Annotated in this window: 14 protein-coding genes; 12 read left to right on the top strand and 2 right to left on the bottom strand. The window is 44.8% G+C overall.

Translation table 11 applies throughout. The features are described from left to right. The first annotated feature begins 53 nt into the window (after positions 1-53). From ABD744_RS04595 to ABD744_RS04645, 11 genes are all read left to right on the top strand, one after another. Positions 54-1,190 (top strand): saccharopine dehydrogenase family protein, encoded by a 1,137-nt coding sequence (locus ABD744_RS04595; protein ID WP_344795919.1) that lies wholly within the window; start codon positions 54-56, stop codon positions 1,188-1,190. Beyond that, a complete protein-coding gene (locus tag ABD744_RS04600) occupies positions 1,183-1,656 on the top strand; it encodes a DUF2269 family protein (RefSeq protein WP_344795922.1) in 474 nt (157 codons plus the stop codon). Before ABD744_RS04595 ends, ABD744_RS04600 begins: the two co-directional genes overlap by 8 nt. A gap of 46 nt (positions 1,657-1,702) precedes the next feature. Then, positions 1,703-2,143, top strand: coding sequence for a DoxX-like family protein (locus ABD744_RS04605; protein ID WP_344795924.1), 441 nt, complete (start codon positions 1,703-1,705; stop codon positions 2,141-2,143). A gap of 9 nt (positions 2,144-2,152) precedes the next feature. Further along, positions 2,153-2,641 carry a P-loop NTPase family protein gene (locus tag ABD744_RS04610; protein ID WP_344795926.1) on the top strand — a complete coding sequence of 163 codons (489 nt, stop codon included), beginning with the start codon at positions 2,153-2,155 and terminating at the stop codon, positions 2,639-2,641. 70 nt (positions 2,642-2,711) lie between these two features. Then, entirely contained in the window at positions 2,712-3,716 is a 1,005-nt protein-coding gene (locus ABD744_RS04615) for a DUF2157 domain-containing protein (protein WP_344795928.1), read from the top strand. Continuing rightward, positions 3,706-4,803, top strand: coding sequence for a DUF4401 domain-containing protein (locus ABD744_RS04620; RefSeq protein ID WP_344795930.1), 1,098 nt, complete (start codon positions 3,706-3,708; stop codon positions 4,801-4,803). Before ABD744_RS04615 ends, ABD744_RS04620 begins: the two co-directional genes overlap by 11 nt. Continuing rightward, complete coding sequence (locus ABD744_RS04625) at positions 4,796-5,341, top strand: GDYXXLXY domain-containing protein (protein WP_344795932.1); 546 nt, start codon at positions 4,796-4,798, stop codon at positions 5,339-5,341. Before ABD744_RS04620 ends, ABD744_RS04625 begins: the two co-directional genes overlap by 8 nt. A 32-nt stretch (positions 5,342-5,373) precedes the next feature. Next, entirely contained in the window at positions 5,374-7,329 is a 1,956-nt protein-coding gene (locus ABD744_RS04630; RefSeq protein WP_344795934.1) for a RecQ family ATP-dependent DNA helicase, read from the top strand. A gap of 87 nt (positions 7,330-7,416) precedes the next feature. Continuing rightward, entirely contained in the window at positions 7,417-8,553 is a 1,137-nt protein-coding gene (gene chrA, locus ABD744_RS04635; RefSeq protein WP_344795936.1) for a chromate efflux transporter, read from the top strand. Positions 8,554-8,656: 103 nt separating this feature from the next. Beyond that, positions 8,657-9,235 (top strand): TetR/AcrR family transcriptional regulator, encoded by a 579-nt coding sequence (locus ABD744_RS04640; RefSeq protein WP_344795938.1) that lies wholly within the window; start codon positions 8,657-8,659, stop codon positions 9,233-9,235. Positions 9,236-9,269: 34 nt separating this feature from the next. Next, a complete protein-coding gene (locus ABD744_RS04645; protein WP_344795940.1) occupies positions 9,270-10,115 on the top strand; it encodes a peroxiredoxin family protein in 846 nt (281 codons plus the stop codon). 88 nt (positions 10,116-10,203) lie between these two features. Here ABD744_RS04645 and ABD744_RS04650 read toward each other — a convergent pair whose 3' ends face one another. Beyond that, on the bottom strand, positions 10,204-11,265 hold the full coding sequence (locus tag ABD744_RS04650; RefSeq protein WP_344795942.1) for a 3-deoxy-7-phosphoheptulonate synthase: 1,062 nt from the start codon (positions 11,263-11,265) through the stop codon (positions 10,204-10,206). Positions 11,266-11,552: 287 nt separating this feature from the next. After that, positions 11,553-12,338, bottom strand: coding sequence for a sulfite exporter TauE/SafE family protein (locus ABD744_RS04655; protein ID WP_344795944.1), 786 nt, complete (start codon positions 12,336-12,338; stop codon positions 11,553-11,555). A 202-nt stretch (positions 12,339-12,540) separates the two neighbouring features. Between ABD744_RS04655 and cysB the strand changes: the two genes are divergently transcribed. Next, positions 12,541-13,515 (top strand): HTH-type transcriptional regulator CysB, encoded by a 975-nt coding sequence (cysB, locus tag ABD744_RS04660; RefSeq protein WP_344795946.1) that lies wholly within the window; start codon positions 12,541-12,543, stop codon positions 13,513-13,515. Positions 13,516-13,647: the final 132 nt, after the last annotated feature.

Genomic DNA, 13,647 nt, shown 5'->3' on the forward strand with positions numbered 1-13,647 from the left:
GTTGTTAATCTGTTTGTGATGAACATGGAGTGTTTAACTCAGAGGGCAACTCAGTGGGTAAGTCAACGAACAAAACAGTGCTGATTTTGGGCGGTTATGGCAACTTCGGGAAACGAATTACTGAAAGTTTATGTTCGCAAGCGCAAGCCCGGTTATTGGTGGCTGGCCGAAATCTAAAGAAAGCAGAGTCGTTAGTTCAGATGCTTCAACCTTCAGCCAAGGCGGCTCTTGAGGCTGTTCGGCTGGATATATTAGCTGCCGATTTTGAAAGTCAGCTCATTCAGTTATCTCCTGATATCGTTATTCATACCTGTGGCCCGTTTCAAGGCCAGGATTATCGTGTTCCCAGCGCCTGTATTCAGGCCAAAGCCCATTATATTGACTTGGCGGATGATCGTCGTTTCGTTTGTGATATTGAGCAGTTGGATGATTTGGCTAAAGCGAATTCTGTGTTGTTGATCAGCGGTGCCAGTTCTGTGCCCGGTCTTTCATCGGTGGTAGTGGATCATTATCGTGATCAATTTCAATCAATAGAGTCTCTCGATATTGCCATTGCGCCGGGAAACCAAGCGGAACGGGGAGAAGCCACAGTAAGGGCAATTTTGTCTTATACCGGTAAGCGTTTTAGCGTGTTCTCTCAGGGCAAGTGGCAGGACATTTACGGTTGGATGAACGCCAGAAAAGTGGATTTCGGTGGTGTATTAGGAAAGCGATGGTTAGCTAATGTGGATGTGCCTGATTTAGAACTGTTTCAATCCCGATATTCGGTGAACAAAGAAGTTAGGTTTCAGGCTGGGTTAGAGCTGTCAGTATTACACCTGACCATGGTGGGTATGGCGTATCTGGTCAAAAAGAAGCTCGTGAAGAATTGGTCGCCTTTGACGAAATTAATCGTCGCAACCAGTAATTTGTTTTTGCCTTTTGGTACTGATCAGGGAGGCATGAAGATCGATATTAATGGCACTAGTAACAGCGGTGAGTTGAAGTCGGTTCAGTGGACCTTATTTGCGGAAGACGGCGTTGGGCCATACATTCCGACATTATCGACCATCATCATTGCTAAGAAACTGTTAAATGAAGAAATGAATGAGACCGGGGCGAAACCTTGTTTGGGCTTGTACTTTCTGGAGGAATTTATGCCATACGCGGATGAACTTAAGTTGTACTTCGAGGAAGTGATTGTTGGATAGTTATCTTTGGTTGAAACTGATTCATATTCTGGCTGCGGTAGTTGTAACGGGGACGGGCGCGGGCATCGCTTTTTTTATGTTTATGGCCAATATTTCAAATAATTTACAGGCCATTAAGGTAACGGCGAGACACGTGATTCTGGCTGATTGGCTATTCACTACACCGGCGGTTATTACACAAATAACGACGGGCCTATATTTGATGTACTTGTTGGGGTACTCCTTTCAGTCGGAATGGTTTTATTGGGTAATTTCTCTGATTGTATTCATCGGCGCATGTTGGTTGCCTGTATTACGAATTCAGTATTTGTTGTTTGATTTGGCTTCTAAAGCGGAAGAAACCAACGGAGATTTATCTGCTTTTAAAAAGTTAATGAAGTATTGGACTGTGCTCGGAGTTTTTGCATTTATAGCAATTTTGCTGATTTTTTGGTTGATGGTATTTAAGCCTTTTTCTGTAGTTTAAACCTGAACCGGTGGCTGCACAGTAGGGCGCTCTTGCAAGGATAAATATGGCTGATTGGTTCAATTTAGCTCGATGGTCGTTGTCTTTTTTGTGGATTTTTACCGGGCTGACATCGGTATATTTTTCACCGGATATTGGTTATCACGTACTTCTTAAAGCAGGAATTACCGGAGTATTAGCAGATACATTGGTGTACAGCGGCAGTGTACTGGATGTTTTGATCGGACTTTGGTTGTTGCTCGGTCGGGGGTTAGTGTTTTGTATTGTGTTTCAGGGTGCGGTAATTGTAGTGTATACAGTGTTGTTGAGTATTGTTGATGCTTCCTTCTGGCTGCACCCGTTTGGCCCTTTAACAAAGAATTTGCCAATACTGGTGTTGCTGTTGGCTATGCTCAATAATATTCAGGCAAAGAGTAAATTTATTAAGGATGTAGACATTGCTCGGGTTAAAGACTCTGCCGGAGTTAACGACTTTGATCAGCGTTAAGGAGAACGTATGCAAAGGGTACTGGTGTTTGGTAATTCTGGTTCGGGTAAATCCACTTATGCGAAACGGCTGAAGGACACAAATGGTTTAGCGCACTTAGATTTGGACTCACTGGCGTGGCAAAAAGAGTCTCCGACTCAGCGAGCGCCGATTTCCGTTTCTCAGTCTGAGATCAAATCGTTTATACAAGCCAACCCGAGATGGGTGATTGAGGGCTGTTACACTGATTTACTGTCTTTATTAGTAGAAGAGGCTACTGAAATCGTGTTTATGAATCTGGATGTGATTCTTTGTAAAGAGAATGCCAGACAGCGCCCCTGGGAACCTCATAAGTACCCATCTCCGGCGGATCAGGATAAAAATTTATCCATGTTATTGGAGTGGATTGAACAATATCACGAGCGTGACGATGAGTTTTCATTTCAGGCGCATAAAAACTTCTACGAACGATTCATTGGTAAAAAAACCATATACCACGAAAACCCTTTGTTTGAGTGATAAACTCAAATAGTCTGATGTTTTATTACGAGCTGTTATTCACTCTTTGGAAAGAGACGATCCTTTAATTATGGAAGATACGCGATCTACCCTCATTGAATTAATCGAGCAAGGCAAGGTTTCACCTGAGCACGTGGATGGTGCCATTGCTGAATTGTCGGTTTTTCCCTCTAAGCTGGCCTGGCGTTCGTTTATTGATCTCTTTCTGTTGTGGCTGGGCAGTCTAGCGCTGGCGTTTTCTGTGATGTTTTTTATTGCCTATAACTGGAGTGAGCTTGATCGTTTTTCCAAGTTTGCATTGGTTGAAGCGTCCATGGTGGTTGCCATGTTGGTTTTTTTGAAACAGCCGTTACACAACCGGGTGGGGCAAAGCGCTCTGTTTGTTTGTGCCATTTTACTCGGCGTGTTGATGGCGTTGTTTGGTCAAACCTATCAAACAGGCGCAGACCCTTGGGAGTTGTTTTTCAATTGGGCTTTACTGATGCTGCTCTGGGCTTTGGTGGGGCGTTTTCCTGCACTCTGGGTGTTGTGGTGTTCTTTAGTTAATTTGTCGATCGTCTTGTACTTTGAATCAATGCGAAGCTTGTTGTGGTCAGTTTTCGATGATTTCTATCTCTGGTTCAGTGTGTTTGCTTTTAATCTGGCGGTTATGGTGGTTTGGGAGCTGGCGAGCAATAAGCTGGAATGGCTGAATGCGCGCTGGGCCGTTCGGCTGATTGCCACGGGCTGTGGCGTGTCCGTTACCTTGATGGCGGTGGATGCGATAGCTACAACCAGTCAGTTTGAGTGGTTGGTCGCCGTTGTTTGGTGTCTTTGGGTGGCCGTTATGTATTACGCTTACCGGATTTATCGACCGGATTTGTTCATGTTGGCGGGTAGCTGCTTGTCGGGCACTATCGTTGTTGTGGCATTGATGATTGAGTATGTATTTACTCGTGACACAGCCGCCAGTTTTTTGTTGATGTCGTTCATTATCATCGGGTTGGGGTCTGGTTCGGCACTTTGGTTGCGTAATGTGCACCGGGAGTGGTTGGTCGCTGAAAACGGTGAAGGAGGGCTGGACAATGACAAATAAAACGCTGAAATCCGTTTGGCAGACCTTAAGTGCGGCTGACTTGGTGAAAGGTGAGCTGCCTGTCATGGAATTTCCTGAGTCGCCCTGGTACGTGAAAGTTTTGTTGGCCTTTTCAGGCTGGCTTGCTGCTCTGTTCTTGTTGGGTTTTCTGGCGGTGGGGCTGGAATTTCTTATTGAGAATGCAATTGCTTCTCTGGTAACCGGGTGTGCCATGATTGCCATTGCGTTTGCTATCTTGAACAGTCCTAAAAATGAATTTGTGGAGCACCTGGGTCTTGCTGTCAGTCTTGCTGGCCAGTTGTTGGTTCTCAATGCGATTTTTGAGCTGGTGGACTCCTACAAGGGTATTGCCTGGTTTTACGCAGCCTTGGTTCAGGTCATATTGACTGTATTAATGCCCAATACGGTGCACCGTATCTTCTCGGCTTATCTTGTGGTGTTTTCGTTGAGTATTTCGGTCATGACTTCGATGATCGGTTCGTCTGGGGCTGTTTCATTACTGACCGGTGTTTCCATGTTTGGGGTCGCTTTTCTTTGGTTGAATGAGTTCAAATACATTGAACATATGCAAAAAATTCGGGCCATTGGTTATGGTTTGATTTTGGGGTTGATTCACCTGAAAGGTGTCGGGGCGTTTGGTCTTCAAAATGTTGATTGGCCGTATGCCGATGACCCGGAAATGTTCTCGCTGCCTTTTTGGATTGGTGAGTTGGTTGCTTGTCTGGCACTGCTGTATTGCACGCGGGCTTTGTTATTAAGGCTCAATTATAAGATGACGGATTCAGTCGCCTATGCCGCGTTTGCCTCTGTCGTAGTGTTGGGCATAGTGTCTGTTGAAGCTCAGGGCATCACCTTGGGCGTATTGATTTTGGTTTTAGGTTTTGCCAACAGCAACCGGGTATTGATGGGGCTGGGGGTTCTCTCGTTGTTGTCGTACTTATCATTTTATTATTACTTCATGGACGTCAGCTTATTGTATAAGTCATTTATTTTGGGTGGTTTGGGTCTCGTGTTGCTGGCTATTCGCCATGGAATAAATAGTAAATTTGGTTCGAATCCAGCTCAAGAAGGGGCTGCAAATGACTAAAATAGTAGCGACCTTGTCGTTGGTTTTTTCATTAGGCCTATTGAACTGGAGCATAGTTCAAAAAGAGCATCAGTTAAGTGATGGTCGAATGGTGTATTTGGAGTTGGCCCCTGTCGACCCCAGATCGTTGATGCAAGGCGATTACATGGCGCTCAACTTTAAAGTGGCCGTGGAGATTCGTCGTCATTTGTCCAAAAATGATGAAACCCCCAGTGACCTGAAAGAGTTAATGACTCAAGACGGTTATGTCGTTGTGACCCTGGATCAAAACCGGATCGGACAATTTAAACGGCTTGCTTCAAACCAGGCAGACGAGCAAGCGTTATCCGAGGATGAAATGCTTCTTAAGTACCGGATTCGCGACGACGCCATCAAGTTTGCAACCAATGCTTTTTTCTTTCAGGAGGGCCATGCAGATATTTATGATAATGCGCGTTTTGGTCAGTTCAGGGTGTCAGAAGAGGGTGAGTTGTTGTTATCGGGGATGTATGATGAGCAGCTCAGGTTGCTTGAAGCCGTTTCCGACGAATCGCTTTGAGATGTCCCCACTCTTAATGTGTTCTCATTCTTATGAATATAAACTCTGAACTTCAGAATCTCTTTGGTTTTTCCGGTTTTCGCGAAGGACAGGAACAGGTGGTGCGGCAACTGTTGGATGGCCACTCTTCTTTGGCCATTTTTCCTACCGGCTCTGGTAAGTCGCTTTGTTATCAATTCACTGCCGTTCAATTGCCTCATTTAACTTTGGTGGTGTCGCCGCTTTTGGCGCTGATGAAAGACCAATTGACGTTCCTGAAGAAAAAAGGCATTGCTGCGGCCAGTCTTGACTCCACTCTGTCGCCACAGGAAAGTCAGGCTGTCATTGCCGGAGTCCGGTCCGGAGAAATCAAAATACTGATGGTGTCTGTAGAGCGGTTTAAGAATGAGCGATTCAGGCATTTCATTCATTCTGTCCCGATTTCAATGTTGGTGGTCGACGAGGCGCACTGTATTTCAGAATGGGGTCATAACTTCAGACCAGACTACCTGAAACTGCCTTCTTATTGCTCTCAACTGAATATTCCTTTGGTGCTGCTATTAACTGCAACGGCCACCCGCAAAGTAAAAAAAGACATGGCCCGGAAGTTTAATATTGTTTTTGATCATGTGGTTCAAACCGGATTTTATCGGCCAAATCTGAATCTAGAGGTTTTGCCTGTTGCTGAAGATGATAAAAAAACTCAGCTCCTGACGGTGCTGAGTCAGCAAACCGGAGCAGGCATTATTTATGTGACGCTTCAGCAAACTGCAGAACAGGTGGCTGGGTTCCTTGCTCAGCAGGGCGTGTCGGCGAGTGCTTATCATGCAGGATTTGATAATGAGAAACGCCAATCCATTCAGTCGCAATTCATGGTGGGGCAAATACAGGTCGTGGTGGCTACGATCGCATTTGGTATGGGGATTGATAAATCGGATATTCGTTATGTGATCCATTACGATCTGCCTAAGTCGATAGAAAACTACAGCCAGGAAATAGGTCGGGCGGGTCGTGATGGCTTGCCTTCAAATTGCATTACATTAGCGAACCTGGATGGCATCAATACGGTTGAAAACTTTGTTTATGGAGATACGCCTGAGTTATCGGGTATTGAGTATGTTTTAGATAATATTCGGCAGACAAGTCAAGACAATGCAGGCCAAGCCAGGCAGTGGGAATTGCAGGTGGTGGGTTTATCAAACGGAAGTAATATTAAACAGCTTCCACTTAAAACCTTGCTGGTTCAGCTCGAACTAGAGGGCGTCATTTTGCCTATGTATTCATACTTTGCTGAGTTTAAATATAAATTTTTGGTGCCTAAAGACGAGGTTTTACAGGCATTTCAAGGGGAGCGTCAATCTTTTCTTAAGGCCATTTTTGACAATTCTCAATTTAAAAAAATATGGGGGGCTCCTGATTTTGAGGCCATATACCAAGCCTACCAATGTGAGCGCAGCAGGGTAATTACGGCGTTGGAATACCTTCAGGAAAAGCACTTCATCGAGCTGGAAACCAAACGTATGACGGAGGTGTTTTCAGTGAATGGTCCATTGCTTGATCAACCTGGTTTGGCCGATAGGCTTTATGCGTATTTTGCAGAAAAAGAAACAAAAGAAATTGAACGGATCGGTGCTTTGGTTCGATTCTTTGAATTAAATCGTTGTTTAAATCACAACTTAGCGCGATATTTCGATGATGGCAAGTCGCCTGAACAGTGTGGCCATTGCTCTGTATGCCAAGGGCGGGTGGCTCGTCTTGAAGCCTCTCATTCTCCTGTATTTCCTGAAGACTCTATACTCCAGTCGTATTTGGATGGGCTGAAGCAGCATTTAAGCGGGAAGTTGGGTGACGCAGTCAGTACCACGATGTGTTGTCGATTTTTAGCGGGTCTTAGTGTGCCTTTTTTCAGTCGTAATAAGGTTCGGCAATTGCCTGGATTCGGGTGCTGTGAGAATTTGAGATATCAAAATATCAAAGCCAAGGTGTCAGAACTCATGGTTTTGAATTGAGTTTTGTGATTTTTTTTAATTTGTCATAAATCTGATTTAGTATTGGTTTCTTTTTTTTTGAGTGGGTTTTCTGTGTTTTCTTTGTTCATGATTTTTTTCAAATTGGGTTGCACTTCTTTTGGTGGGCCGGTGGCGCATTTGGGGTATTTTCATCGAGAGTTTGTGCAGCAGCGGAAATGGTTTACTGAAGTGGAATACACAGAGTTATTGGCTTTGTGCCATTTCTTACCAGGGCCTGCCAGTTCGCAAGTGGGCATGGCCATTGGTTATCGTCAACAAGGCGTACTGGGGAGCCTGATTGCGTTTGTTGGTTTTACCCTACCATCGGTGTTGTTGATGGTGATGGCCGCTCTGCTACTTCAATCCTCGGCATTAACAGAAACCTTAAATGGCGTTTTACATGCAATGAAACTATTGGCCGTTGCTGTGGTTGCGGATGCGGTTTGGGGTATGGCAAAGAAGATTTGTATTACCCGTGTTAAAACAGCTATTACGTTAATAACCGCTGTCACTATGTTGGTAGTACCTGGTTTGTCATCACAATTGACGGTGATATTTTTGGCCGGATTAGTGGGTGCAGTTTTTCTAGCTCAGAGTGGTTCCTCGGTGCAACCTCTGGTTGAGAAAGGGTCATCTTGGTTGAGCCCAGTATGTTTGGTGGTTTTTGCTGGTTTGCTATTGGGCTTGCCTTGGTTAGCTTCTTATTCTCCTTCTCTTGAGCTGGTGGATACTTTCTATCGCGCTGGTGGCCTTGTATTTGGTGGTGGTCATGTGGTTTTGCCTATGTTACAGGCAGAACCTTTGGTACAGAGTGCCATTTCTTCTGAGCAGTTTTTGACGGCTTACAGTTTTGCTCAAGCGGTTCCAGGGCCAATGTTTACTATTGCCAGTTATTTGGGTGTGGCTTATCAAGGTAGCTGGATGGATGGGCTGATTGCAACGGCAGCCATTTTTCTTCCAGGTTGGTTGATTGTGATTGCTACCTTGTCTTTGTGGCCGAAGATTAAAAGCATCAGTTTACTTTCTGGGGCGATGCAAGGGGTCGTTGCTGCAACGGTGGGTTTGCTGGTGGCTGCCTTGTATCAACCTGTGTTCGTGAGTGCAGTGCTAAGCCCTTCAGATATGGCGATTGTTCTATCTGTGTGGGCGTTATTGTGTATCGCCAAGCTGCCAGTGTGGTCTGTTGTTATTGCAGTTGCTACGTTTGGTGGTGTTTTTCTTTGATTTCTTAAACGGATCAGTTTTGTTTGAAAAATGAGCTTTTGAGTTGCTTTATCAGGCTTGTTTTGATTATTATGGAACGATCGTTCCATAATGAGTTTAAACATTGGCAAGACCTCAGAAATTTGATGAACAGGAAATTATTTCCAAAGCGATGTTGTACTTTTGGGAGCATGGTTTCAGCGGCAGTTCCATTCAGCAGTTACTGGGTGAGATGGGGGTGAGCCGAGGAACGTTATACGGCTCTGTCGGCGATAAAGATGCTTTGTTTAAACGTTGTCTACAGCGCTACTCAGAAATGGCGCGGCAGCTGTTTACTATGACGTTACTGAATGCGCAGTTGCCTCCTTACCAAAGAATGCTTCAGTTTTTGCAGTTATCGTTTCTGGACAGTGAAACCGCTCATTTGGGGTGTTTGATGGTCAATACACTTTGTGAAGACGAGCGGGCTGTACTTGAAGTAAAGAGTCTGGCTTCTTCGGTCATGAGTGATATGGAAAATGGTTTCTTGACGTGTTTTCAGGAGATGGTCGATCAAAAACAGAGCTTAACGCTGAGTCCATCAGTGGCGGCCGGTATTATGGCAACACAATTAAAGGGAGCACGAGTCCGGCAGCGTGAAGGCGTCAGCAATCAGACTATTTTAAGTGAATTCGTGACCTTGCTTAATCAATTGACACAATAACTTTTTACATAAAAATAAATGAAAGGATTTTCAGATGCAAAAACTCAAGTCGATATTCATTTCCAGTTATTGTACGTACTTAACGCTAGTCACCCTGTGGGCTGGCTATCAATATCTTCAGTCCGACTCTGTGGCTATGGCTGTGATTGCCATTCAGCACTTGGTTGGCGCATCTTTCTTTGCGAGTTTATTTGCTGTTCCTCCGGCACGAACGTCTGCATTGTTGCCTAACTGGACCATTCCCGCGTTGATGCTGGCTTTTGCGGGCGGCTATCAGGGGTATATGGAAGGAAGTGCCTTAGTGGTTATATTGGCTGCTGTTGGTTGGCTGGGCTGGAGCTTATATTTATTCTGGTATTCCAGTTTTGGAGGGAAGAGAAATGATCAACTGGTGCTTGGTCAAACCCTGCCTGAATTCACTCTTTACCAATCGGATGGCAAAAGCGTTTCTGCTTCGGACTTTCAGGGTAAACCTGTCCTGATGATTTTCTATCGTGGCAACTGGTGCCCGCTGTGTGTGGCTCAGGTAAAAGAAATTTCTGGTATGTATCAGCAGTTGGCTGATATGGGGGTAGAAGTTTGTTTGGTGAGTCCTCAGCCGGAAGAAAATACGCAGCAATTGGCGGATCGTTTTAATGTTCCTTTTAATTTCCTGGTTGATAAAGATTTAGCAACCGCTGAAGCCTTCGGGATTAAAGCGGAAGGTGGTACGCCGGCAGGATTTGAGGCCTTGGGATACGATTCAGACACAGTCAGGCCAACGGTTTTAATTACAAACAGCAAAGGCGAGCTAATTTACAGTGACTTGACTGATAATTATCGAGTCCGACCTGAGCCGGAAGAGTTTATTAAGGTGTTTCAACAGGCGGGGGTGGCTTAGATTTGATTTCTTTGCTTCATTGCAAATACAAAAAAACCGAATGATGTCTCATTCGGTTTTTTTGTATTTAATTCAGTAAGCTAAGGAATTAGCTATTACGCTTTGGCAAAACGTCTTTCAGTTTATCTGCCATTGCCTTAACTGCATTCTCTGTAGTTTCCCAATCGATACACGCGTCTGTTACTGATACGCCGTATTCCATGTTGTCAGAGATTTTCTGGTTGCCCCACTTAAGGTGACTTTCGATCATCAAGCCCACGATGGATTTGTTGCCTTCAAGAATCTGGTTGGCAACGTTTTCCATAACCAATGGCTGAAGCTCAGGCTGCTTATTCGAGTTAGCGTGGCTGCAGTCGATCATGATGTTTTGAGTCACGTCTGCTTTTTCCAGCGCTTGCTCAGACTGTGCAACACTGACTGAGTCATAATTAGGCTTGCCATTACCACCACGAAGAACAACATGGCCGTATTTGTTGCCTTTCGTCTTAACGATAGTGACCTGGCCGGTCTGGTTGATGCCCAAGAATGCGTGAGGGTGTGCCACTGATTGAAGTGCGTTAATGGCTACTTCAAGACCGCCGTCGGTGCCGTTTTTAAAACCGACCGGCATGGATAGCCCGGAAGACATTTCACGGTGCGTTTGCGATTCTGTTGTACGAGCACCAATGGCAGACCATGAAATCAGGTCTTGCAGGTACTGTGGTGAAATTGGGTCAAGTGCTTCGGTCGCCAGTGGAAGACCCATATCTGCAAGATCACACAACAGTTGACGGCCAATGTGCAAACCTTCGTCAATTTTGAATGTGTCGTTCAAGTGCGGGTCGTTGATCAGACCTTTCCAGCCAACGGTGGTTCTTGGTTTTTCGAAATAAACGCGCATAACGAGGTAAAGAGTGTCGCTTACTTCTGCCGCCAGTTTCTTAAGACGCTCGGCATATTCTTTTGCCGCATCAACGTCGTGAATGGAGCATGGCCCTATAACAAGGAATAGGCGATCGTCTTTACGGTCCAGAATGTTCTGAATGGTATGACGACCTTCGGCAACTGAGTTTGCTGCGGCTTCTGATAACGGCACGTCTTTCTTTAAACCGTGCGGTGTGATTAATAATTCTTGTGATTCCACATTTACGTTTTCTAACTGCTCTGACATTTCTGGTACCTAATTACTTCCTGATCTTCGAGCGCGAATCGATCGTTAATAAGACTATTGATGAGAGATAAAAAGACTCATCCTAAATAAGAATTTCAAGTCGTGTACGCTTCGGAGCTAAAAATTCCGTTGGCGAAACATTATGGACTCAATTTCACTGTTAGTGAATAGTAAAACCCTTTGATTACAGGAAAGTTTAAAAAAACTTGCTTTGTTGATGATCCAAGCCAGATTTCTTTCTCTTTCAGGCAAGGAGCATCAAACTAAGGGTTTAAAAAGCGTAAGGCTTAAAAGAAAGCGTACTTTGCGCCGATCAGCATTAAGACAGAGGCAAGAATCGGATGAAGTACTTTGTCCGGAATGTTGGCGCCAAGTTTCGTACCCACCATGATGGCAGGTAAAGAGCCTATTAACAGGCTTCCTAACAACAAGAAATCAACATTCCCTAAAAAGATATGCCCAACACCGGCAATCAGCGTAAGTGGGACTGCGTGAGCCAAATCGGTGCCCACAATTTTTACGGATGTCAGTTTCGGATACAAAATCATTAATACCGCAGCGGCAATTGCACCTGCACCCACAGACGACAGAGTTACTAAAACGCCTAGAGAAACGCCCATTAAGAAGGTTAATACGTCTTGCTTCTTGGTGGTAATAAAGTCCTGAGTTTGAACAATGTCCTGAGCAATGTTTTGCCTTAAACGCGATTTAAACAGAATGACGGCCGAGGTCATGATTAGCATGAAGCCTAAACTCGTGGTGAGTAGGTGGCTGTAGGTTTCAGGCTCATCAAAATAGGTGTGCAGTAAAAATACAGTGATACCAGCAGCCGGCAAACTTCCTGCCGCCATCAGCCCCATTAAACGCCAACGAATGGTTTGTTGTTTGTAATGGGCCAGTACTCCGCCTGACTTAGTAATGGAGGCGTACATAAGGTCTGTGCCCACAGCAATATGCGGGGGAAACCCAAAAAGCAAAAGCAGAGGGGTCATTAACGAACCTCCGCCTACGCCTGTGATGCCAACGGCCAATCCAACGGCTGCGCCAGCAAGAATATAAAGAAGTATTTCCATTTATGTGGTCTAGTCTAGTATGAATATCGGACAATTAATTGATTATGACTGGTAAATCTATAGCTTTATATCTATTCTGAAAAAGAATATTTACTTATATTTTTATAATGTTTTGGACTATTATCAATATTGATAATTGTTCTGGTCTGAATTTTTGAAAGATTTGCTAGTCTTAGGCAAGACAAACCAATCTGGAGGGTGTATGAAGTTACAACAGTTGCGCTATATCTGGGAAGTTGCGCACCACGATCTCAATGTGTCTGCAACCGCGCAAAGTTTGTACACCTCTCAACCCGGTATCAGTAAACAAATTCGACTTCTGGAAGATGAGCTCGGTGTCGAGGTTTTTTCAAGAAGCGGAAAACACCTGACTCATATCACCCCTGCCGGTGAAGAAATTATCCGTGTAGCCGGTGAAGTACTTCGTAAAGTAGAAAGCATTAAACAAGTGGCCCTTGAGTTTAGTGATGAGAGCAAAGGCAACTTGGCGATTGGAACGACTCATACGCAAGCCCGTTATGCTTTACCGCCTGTGATCAGCAGCTTTATACAGCGCTTTCCGGATGTAGCATTGCACATGCACCAGGGAACACCGATGCAAATCTCTGAGATGGCGGCGGATGGTACGGTGGACTTTGCAATAGCAACCGAAGCGCTTTCTCTGTTTAATGACCTGATCATGATGCCTTGCTATCGCTGGAATCGCTCTATTGTGGTTCCTAAAGATCACCCTCTAGCGAAAATTGACAAGCTTACGTTGAAAGAACTGGCCGAATACCCGATTGTTACTTACGTATTTGGTTTTACCGGGCGTTCAAAACTGGATGAAGCCTTTGAAAAAGAAGGTTTGAAGCCAAAAGTGGTGTTTACCGCAGCGGATGCCGATGTTATTAAAACGTATGTGCGTTTGAACTTAGGGGTTGGTATTGTGGCCCATATGGCCGTTGATCCAGAGGCGGATTCTGATTTGGTCTGTCTGGACGCAAGCCACTTATTTGCTGCCAGTGTCACCAAGCTCGGCTTTCGCAGAGGCACTTATATCCGTGGGTATATGTATGACTTCATTCAGTCTTTTGCTCCACACCTGACGCGTGAAACGGTGGATGCTGCAATAGCCTGCCACAGCAAAGCAGAGCTGGACGAAATATTTAAAGACGTCGAGCTGCCCGTTTATTAGTGATGAAAGTTAGCCAGGAAAGTGAGTCTGGCAAGTTTGTCTGGGAATAGTAAAACTGAAAAAGCGCATTGATTACCCAAGTTCAAAAGTGGGTCATGATGCGTTTTTTTATATCTGAATTGATCTCCCTCA

Source organism: Litoribacillus peritrichatus (genome assembly GCF_039537985.1).
GTDB lineage: Bacteria > Pseudomonadota > Gammaproteobacteria > Pseudomonadales > Litoribrevibacteraceae > Litoribacillus > Litoribacillus peritrichatus.

Excerpts from the sequence above, each read along its gene's own strand:
- ABD744_RS04605 (WP_344795924.1), top strand. The coding sequence starts at position 1,703 with ATGGCTGATTGGTTCAATTTAGCTCGATGGTCGTTGTCTTTTTTGTGG.
- ABD744_RS04610 (WP_344795926.1), top strand. The coding sequence starts at position 2,153 with ATGCAAAGGGTACTGGTGTTTGGTAATTCTGGTTCGGGTAAATCCACT.
- ABD744_RS04615 (WP_344795928.1), top strand. The coding sequence starts at position 2,712 with ATGGAAGATACGCGATCTACCCTCATTGAATTAATCGAGCAAGGCAAG.
- ABD744_RS04620 (WP_344795930.1), top strand. The coding sequence starts at position 3,706 with ATGACAAATAAAACGCTGAAATCCGTTTGGCAGACCTTAAGTGCGGCT.
- ABD744_RS04625 (WP_344795932.1), top strand. The coding sequence starts at position 4,796 with ATGACTAAAATAGTAGCGACCTTGTCGTTGGTTTTTTCATTAGGCCTA.
- ABD744_RS04630 (WP_344795934.1), top strand. The coding sequence starts at position 5,374 with ATGAATATAAACTCTGAACTTCAGAATCTCTTTGGTTTTTCCGGTTTT.
- chrA (WP_344795936.1), top strand. The coding sequence starts at position 7,417 with ATGATTTTTTTCAAATTGGGTTGCACTTCTTTTGGTGGGCCGGTGGCG.
- ABD744_RS04645 (WP_344795940.1), top strand. The coding sequence starts at position 9,270 with ATGCAAAAACTCAAGTCGATATTCATTTCCAGTTATTGTACGTACTTA.
- ABD744_RS04650 (WP_344795942.1), bottom strand. The coding sequence starts at position 11,265 with ATGTCAGAGCAGTTAGAAAACGTAAATGTGGAATCACAAGAATTATTA.
- ABD744_RS04655 (WP_344795944.1), bottom strand. The coding sequence starts at position 12,338 with ATGGAAATACTTCTTTATATTCTTGCTGGCGCAGCCGTTGGATTGGCC.
- cysB (WP_344795946.1), top strand. The coding sequence starts at position 12,541 with ATGAAGTTACAACAGTTGCGCTATATCTGGGAAGTTGCGCACCACGAT.